The organism is Shewanella sp. 0m-8 (assembly GCF_052977265.1).
Genome location: NZ_JBRIMB010000061.1, coordinates 20,393 through 27,743, shown reverse-complemented (window position 1 = coordinate 27,743; position 7,351 = coordinate 20,393). Strand labels below are relative to the sequence as shown.

The following is a 7,351-nucleotide window of genomic DNA, read 5'->3' as shown; positions in this document are numbered from 1 at the left end:
TGATTATACGCCTATCCTTGACTCTTTTTAGAGTACAGTTTGATAAGCAGTTACACAAAGTTAGTTACAGTCTCAAAAAGACAGGCATTGCCTGTCTTTTTCGTTAATCGTCGTCGATAGCTAGCGCTTATGAGTCAAGCTTATCGTCAGCAACTTTATAATGTGGATCTTCAATTAGATTGACTTCAACGAGATCACCGGCCTTCGCGAGTAATTCTTTACAGTCATTGCTTAAATGACGTAAATGTAAACGTTTACCTGCGCTCACATATCGCTCTGCTAACGTATCGATAGCATCTAGGGCTGAGTGATCGCACACGCGCGAGTTTTGGAAATCGACAATCACATCTTGAGGATCCGTTTTAGCGTGGAATAACTCCAAAAATTCTGCCACTGAGCCAAAGAAGAGTGGACCGTTAAGCTTATAGACTTTCCAGCCATTTTGATCTTCGCTCACTTCAACATTAATGTGTTTAGCATGTTCCCAAGCGAACACCAGTGCAGACACGATAACACCCACAAATACAGCGAAAGCTAAATCGGTAAATACGGTGACAATTGTCACTAGAATAATAACAAATGCGTCATGTTTTGGTACTTTGCGCATCACTTTAAAGCTAGCCCATTCAAATGTACCTAGGACCACCATAAACATCACACCGACGAGGGCTGCTAGCGGGATCATTTCGATAAGTGCTGAGCCGAACAAAATGAAAGCAAGTAGAGCCACTGCTGCAGTAATGCCTGATAAGCGCCCACGGCCGCCAGAGTTAATATTGATCATCGATTGGCCAATCATGGCACAACCACCCATGGCACCAAAGAAGCCACTCGTGATGTTACCGACACCTTGACCAATACACTCTTTGTTTCCACGGCCACGAGTGCCTGTCATCTCATCAATAACGGTAAGCGTTAGTAATGATTCGATTAGACCTACAGCAGCAAGAATAAGTGAGTAAGGTAAAATGATGTATAAGGTTTCTAGCGTAAACTCGACAGCTGGAATAGAGAAGGTCGGTAAGCTACCTGCAATCGTTGCGTTGTCATTACCGCTCATTGATTTAAGGAAGTCGAGAACGGTTCGAGTATCTAAATTCAAGAAGGTAACGAGCAATGTTACCGTCAAAATCGCAGCTAGCGAAGAGGGGATCGCTGTCGTGATTTTAGGTAAGAACTGGATAATCGCCATGGTTAGTGCGACTAGGCCTAACATGAGTAATAGTTGGTTTTGCGGTAACCAAGTCATCACACCATTTGCGTCGGGTGTTTGAAATTGACCTAACTGAGCAAGGAAGATAACAATCGCTAAACCGTTCACAAAACCTATCATTACAGGGTAGGGAACGATACGGATAAATTTACCGAGTTTGAAGATACCGGCTGAAACTTGAATAAGGCCTGCAAGTACTACTGCGGCAAATAAGTATTGAACTCCATGTTCAGCAACAAGCGCAACCATCACGACCGCCATGGCGCCAGTGGCACCAGAGATCATACCTGGGCGGCCACCAATCAATGCAGTGATAAGTCCCATAATAAATGCTGCATACAAACCAACCATTGGCTCAACACCAGCGACGAATGCAAATGCAACAGCTTCAGGAACCAAAGCTAAGGCTACGGTGAGTCCTGATAATAAATCTGCTCTATGACTGGCAGTTTTGTGACGAATAAGATCGAACATTTAACCTCTGTTGGAAAGTTGTTGAAATAGTTGGGGGTATTGGCCGCGAATACTAACAAAATTACCGCAGCTTGAATATAAAAAAGCCATGCATTGCTGCATGGCTTTTTGGCAAACTGATTAACTCAGGTTACGTGCGAACAGTTTCTGAATTGGCACTGTTTGCAGTTCTTGGTTTTGCAGTGTCACCAGAGTCAATAGTTTCATATTGGCGTCCTGTAGGGGTCGCAATATTTTCTCTGCTTTCAACTGTTGGCTTAGTTGTGTCTGACATTACCATAGAACCAAAACGGCTAGCAGCTTTGGCTACAGGCTTAACTTCAACAGTAGCCTTTACAGCAGGCGCTTTTTCAGCAATTGGCGTATCTACCACTGTTTGCTGGGTAGGTTTAATTGCAGCAGGCTTAGCCATAGGGGCTGACGCGCCTAGTTTAGCTTCAGCTTTCGGTTCAACAGCTGTTGTGACCACTGGCGCTTGGGCTTTAACTTCAGGAGCAGCTTCAACCACTGGCGCTTCAGTTTTAACTTCAACAGGCGCAGTAACTACTGGCGCTTCAGTTTTAACTTCAACAGGAGCTTCAACCGGCGCTGTAACCACTGGCGCTTGGGCTTTAACTTCAGCAGGCGCTTCAACTGGTGCCGTGACCACAGGTGCTTGAGCTTTAACTTCAGTAGGCGCTTCAACTGGTGCTGTGACCACTGGCGCTTGGGCTTTAACTTCAGTAGGTGCTGCAACTGGTGCTGTAACCACAGGAGCTTCAACTTGTATTGGCTCTATTGTTGTCTCTTCAACCACTATAACCGGTGCTTGAGTCGTTGCTGCTGCGTTTTCAACATCGTTAGGAACGAAAACAGGAACAGATGAACCATCTTCATTATGCTGAGAATCTTCGTCACGACGACGACGCTGTCCCGCTGCACGTAAGTGACGTGGGCTACGACGACTTCTACGCTGACCTTCACGAGGCTCACGACCATTTTCTTCTGCAGAGTGAGTCTCATCAGTCATTTCAACTTTTGATTCGACAGCTTCTACTTGTGTGTCAGTTTTAACTTCGACAGCTGTTGATGTTTCAACCTGAGTCTCTACCGCTACAGGGGCTTCAACGTTTGTTATCGCATCTGTTTGTTCAGCAGTGTCAACAGTTTCAACTTTTGCTTTTGGCTTACGTGGCTGACGCTTTGGACGCGCAGGCTTATCATCATTTGATGTTTTAGCTTGCACTGGCGCTTCAGTTAACGCGACCTCTACTTTAGTTTCTTCTTGTTGCTCGTTGTTTACACGTACTTTACGACGCATGTTACGACGCTGGCGACGTTCACGTGCAGCTTCTTGCTTAGGCTGCTCGATAGCTGGAGCTTCAACTTTCGTCTCTTTGCGCGGCTTGTCGTTACGAGGTTGACGTTTGGTTGTCTCTTCAGATGTTGAACGCGTGTCAGAATTTTCATTACGACTGTTTTTCGTTCTCTTATCTTTAGATGGCTCAGCATCATTACGATTGTCGCTGCGATTGTCGTTACGGTTACGGCGAGGATCGTTACGACGATTGCTATTACGGCGATTATTATTACGGCCTTGATTACGGCTGTCTTTATCTTGCTTCTTAGGCTCAGTCTTTGGCTCTTCTTTAGCGCCAAATAGTGAGCTAATAGCAGCGGCAATCTTAGCGAAGAAACCAGGTGCTTCTTCTTTCTTAGGTGCTGCCACAGGCTTAGTTTCTTCTACTTCAATTTTCTTTGGTGTAGAGAAACCTTTTAATGCTGGTTGAGGCGCCGCAGCTCGTTCAAGTTTACGAGGCTCGTATAGCTTAGCTTCTTCTTTTTCAAGTAGCTTGTAGCTAGATTCGCTGATCTCGTCATCTTTACGATGGCGAACTACGCGGTAATCAGGGGTTGTCATGTTTGGATCTGGAATGACATACACTTCAACGTTATGGCGCTTTTCGGTAATACGGATCGCTTTACGCTTTTCGTTCAATAAGAACGCTGCAACATCAACTGGAACAACCGCTTCAATTTGCGATGTGTTCTCTTTAATTGCTTCTTCTTCCATTAGACGAAGAATTGATAGCGCTAAAGATTCTGTACCACGGATAGTACCTTGTCCATGACAGCGTGGACATAGGTGCGCTGCAGACTCTTCTAATGAAGGACGCAGACGTTGACGTGACATTTCCATTAAACCAAAACGTGAAATTCGGCCTAACTGTACACGTGCTCTATCGTGATGTACCGCATCTTGCATACGCTTTTCAACTTCACGTTGATGACGTACTGGTGTCATATCGATGAAGTCGATAACAACTAAACCACCTAAGTCACGTAGACGTAATTGACGTGCAATTTCATCAGCCGCTTCTAAGTTAGTATTAAGTGCTGTCTCTTCGATGTCGCCGCCTTTAGTTGCGCGAGCAGAGTTAATATCGATAGAGGTTAGAGCCTCTGTTGGGTCGATAACAATCGAACCACCAGATGGTAGACGTACTTCACGTTGGAATGCAGACTCGATTTGAGTTTCAATCTGGTAATGCGTAAACAGTGGAACTTCAGCATCGTAACGCTTAATACGCTCTACAAAGTCAGGGCGAACAAGAGATACGTGCTCTTTTGCCTGCTCATAAATACGCGGGTGGTCGATCAAGATTTCGCCAACATCACGGCGTAAGTAGTCACGGATCGCGCGAACGATAACGTTACTTTCTTGATGGATTAAGAACGGTGCTGGCGCACTCTCTGCAGCTTCTTTGATTGCCGCCCAGTGGTGCTGAAGTACTTTTAAGTCCCACTTTAGTTCAGCTGGATCTTTGCCTACACCAGCGGTGCGTACAATTAGACCCATGCCTTGTGGTACTTCAAGCTCTGCTAGTGCAGCTTTAAGCTCGGTACGCTCATCACCTTCGATACGACGTGAAATACCGCCAGCACGAGGGTTGTTTGGCATTAATACAAGGTAAGAACCTGCAAGACTGATAAAGGTAGTCAGTGCGGCGCCTTTATTGCCGCGCTCTTCTTTATCAATTTGAATGATGACTTCCTGACCTTCTTTAACCACTTCCTTAATGTTAGGACGGCCTTGGAAAGAATAACCTTTAGGAAAGTATTCACGAGCAATTTCTTTAAGGGGTAAGAAGCCATGACGGTCAGCACCATAATCAACGAAAGCCGCTTCAAGAGACGGTTCTACTCGTGTGATTGTGCCTTTGTAAATATTGGCTTTCTTTTGTTCATGACCTGGGCTTTCAATATCCAAATCATACAGTTGTTGCCCATCAACAAGGGCAACGCGCAACTCTTCAGATTGAGTCGCATTGATTAACATCCGTTTCATGATGACGTAATTCTTCTTTAATAAAGGTCATCAAACGATACTTATTTCACTGCATTACGGGCCTAGGATTATAAAACAAAACCTCACGGTCAGTCTCTAGGCAAGGTGCGCATTGCTGTTAGACGCATTCTCTGCGTGTCGCATCCTATTTATGGCTTATTTTTTTATGTTTATAAAAAACAAGGAATTCGTTGTTAAATGTCAACCAACCCCATAAATTCTTAAAATACTTTCCAGTAATGCCAATTCGAAATGGTAGCGTCTGACGACGAGTTAAAATTATTCTTCGAAATTGGAGCGTTTCCAGTTGAGAAACCAGTCGTAAGTTGGGTTTTCGTTTTAATTTAGTCGTGAAGGCGCATGTACTGGCCTTTTGATTGATACAACGACCCGTAAATCAATGATTTACTATCAAACCGTAAACATTTTTAGTCTCATTCTGTAACGTAACACTAGGCTGATTGGTGGATACTTTATCCACGGGTTATCACCGTTAGCGGGGGAAATATAGCAATAATAGATAAAATCAGCAAATGGAAAGGCACAATTCTTTTGAGTTGTTGTACAATGTGCCGTAACGAAATACATAACGGCGCAGCATGAATACTCCATCTCAAAAAGCACAAGTTCAATTGGTTACTATTGATGAAGACCACGTTGGACAACGTATCGATAATTTTCTTCTGACAAAACTCAAGGGTGTACCTAAAAGTATGATCTACAGGATCGTGCGTAAAGGTGAAGTGCGAGTTAATAAAAAGCGTATTAAGCCTGAGTATAAATTAGCCGATGGTGACATTGTCCGTATTCCTCCTGTCAGAGTGTCTGAAAGTGATAGCAAACCAGGTCCTTCGGCTAAGCTGACTAAAGTGTCTCAGCTTGAAGAACGGATCCTTTTTGAAGATAAGTATCTCATTGTCCTCAACAAGCCATCAGGTATTGCTGTTCACGGTGGTAGTGGCGTTGAGTTTGGTGTGATTGAAGCGATGCGCTCTTTACGTACTCAGCAAAAGTTTCTAGAGTTGGTTCACCGCCTAGATAAAGAAACTTCTGGTGTGTTACTGATCGCTAAGAAACGAAGTGCTTTAAGACATCTTCATGATCAACTGAGATATAAGAAGATGCAAAAAGACTATGTAGCGCTTGTGAGAGGCGAGTGGCAGAGCCACGACAAAGTCATTAAAGCACCATTACTTAAGTTAACGCTTAAATCAGGTGAACGAATTGTTCGCGTGAATAAAGAGGGTAAAGAGTCTGAAACTCGCTTTAAGGTTTTGCAGCGTTATAGCGATTCAACGTTAGTGCAAGCCAGTCCTGTTACTGGGCGAACCCATCAGATCCGTGTTCATTGCCAGTTCGCAGGACACCCGATTGCATGCGATGAAAAGTACAGTGAACAAAAGTTTGATGACTCAATGCGGGCACAAGGCTTAAACAGGTTGTTCTTACATGCGGCTCAACTTAAGTTTACTCATCCAGAAACTGAAGAAGTGATGCAAGTTAAAGCCCCACTAGATCTAATACTCGAATCAACCTTAAAGAAGTTAAAGAAAGTATGAAGCCCTACGAATTAGTCATCTTTGATTGGGATGGAACCTTAATGGACTCCATCAGTAAAATTGTTACCTGCATGCAGCAGATGGCCATGTCGTTATCTATGGTTAGCCCGTCAGAGTTAGCGATACGAGATGTGATTGGTCTGTCTATGGATGAAGCGCTCAAAACGCTATATCCGATGATGCCTGTAGCAGATTTCGAACCCATGATTAATTCGTATAAAGAGCACTACTTAACACTTAATTCTACGCCGAGTCCGATGTTTGATGGCAGTGAACTGTTATTGAATGAGTTGAGCGCAAGGGATTATCGCCTTGCTGTCGCAACAGGAAAAGGCCGTAATGGGTTAAACCGTGTATTAAATGAAACAGGGTTGGCGCGCCACTTTGAATCAAGTCGCTGCGCCGATGAATCAAAGAGTAAGCCCAACCCTGATATGATCCACGAGTTACTAGAAGAGCTTAAGGTTAAGCCTGAGCGTGCTATTATGGTCGGCGATTCACTGCATGATCTTAATATGGCCAATAATGCCGGGGTTGATGCAATTGGCGTGAGTTATGGTGCACATAGTGAGTCAAAATTGCTGCTTGCCAAACCTAAAGCCATTATCCATAAGCCGATAGATTTACTCGGTGTACTGGCGTAATTTTATTTAGTCACTCTCTTATACTTAATGGTATTCCAATCTGAGTGAGAGGGGGCTTCAGTCTTACTCAAGCGATTCTGGTTAAGATAACGCTAGCTCAGATAATGTTGACTAAGACGCACGACTAAACGGT

General features: G+C 44.1%; 4 protein-coding genes. 2 read left to right on the top strand and 2 right to left on the bottom strand.

The annotated features are described in order from the left end of the window. Nucleotides 1–127: 127 nt before the first annotated feature. Together ACVBIO_RS19720 and rne are read right to left on the bottom strand one after the other, a co-directional pair. Entirely contained in the window at nt 128–1,687 is a 1,560-nt protein-coding gene (locus tag ACVBIO_RS19720) for a SulP family inorganic anion transporter (protein ID WP_447164232.1), read from the bottom strand. A 130-nt stretch (nt 1,688–1,817) separates the two neighbouring features. Continuing rightward, nucleotides 1,818–5,015 (bottom strand): ribonuclease E, encoded by a 3,198-nt coding sequence (rne, locus tag ACVBIO_RS19715; protein ID WP_447173244.1) that lies wholly within the window; start codon nt 5,013–5,015, stop codon nt 1,818–1,820. A 599-nt stretch (nt 5,016–5,614) separates the two neighbouring features. On the opposite strand from rne, the gene rluC reads away from it, so the two are divergent. Both rluC and ACVBIO_RS19705 read left to right on the top strand, forming a co-directional pair. After that, nucleotides 5,615–6,574 (top strand): 23S rRNA pseudouridine(955/2504/2580) synthase RluC, encoded by a 960-nt coding sequence (gene rluC / locus ACVBIO_RS19710; protein WP_447159959.1) that lies wholly within the window; start codon nt 5,615–5,617, stop codon nt 6,572–6,574. Next, nucleotides 6,571–7,218 carry an HAD-IA family hydrolase gene (locus ACVBIO_RS19705; protein WP_447159958.1) on the top strand — a complete coding sequence of 216 codons (648 nt, stop codon included), beginning with the start codon at nt 6,571–6,573 and terminating at the stop codon, nt 7,216–7,218. Before rluC ends, ACVBIO_RS19705 begins: the two co-directional genes overlap by 4 nt. Nucleotides 7,219–7,351 lie beyond the last annotated feature (133 nt).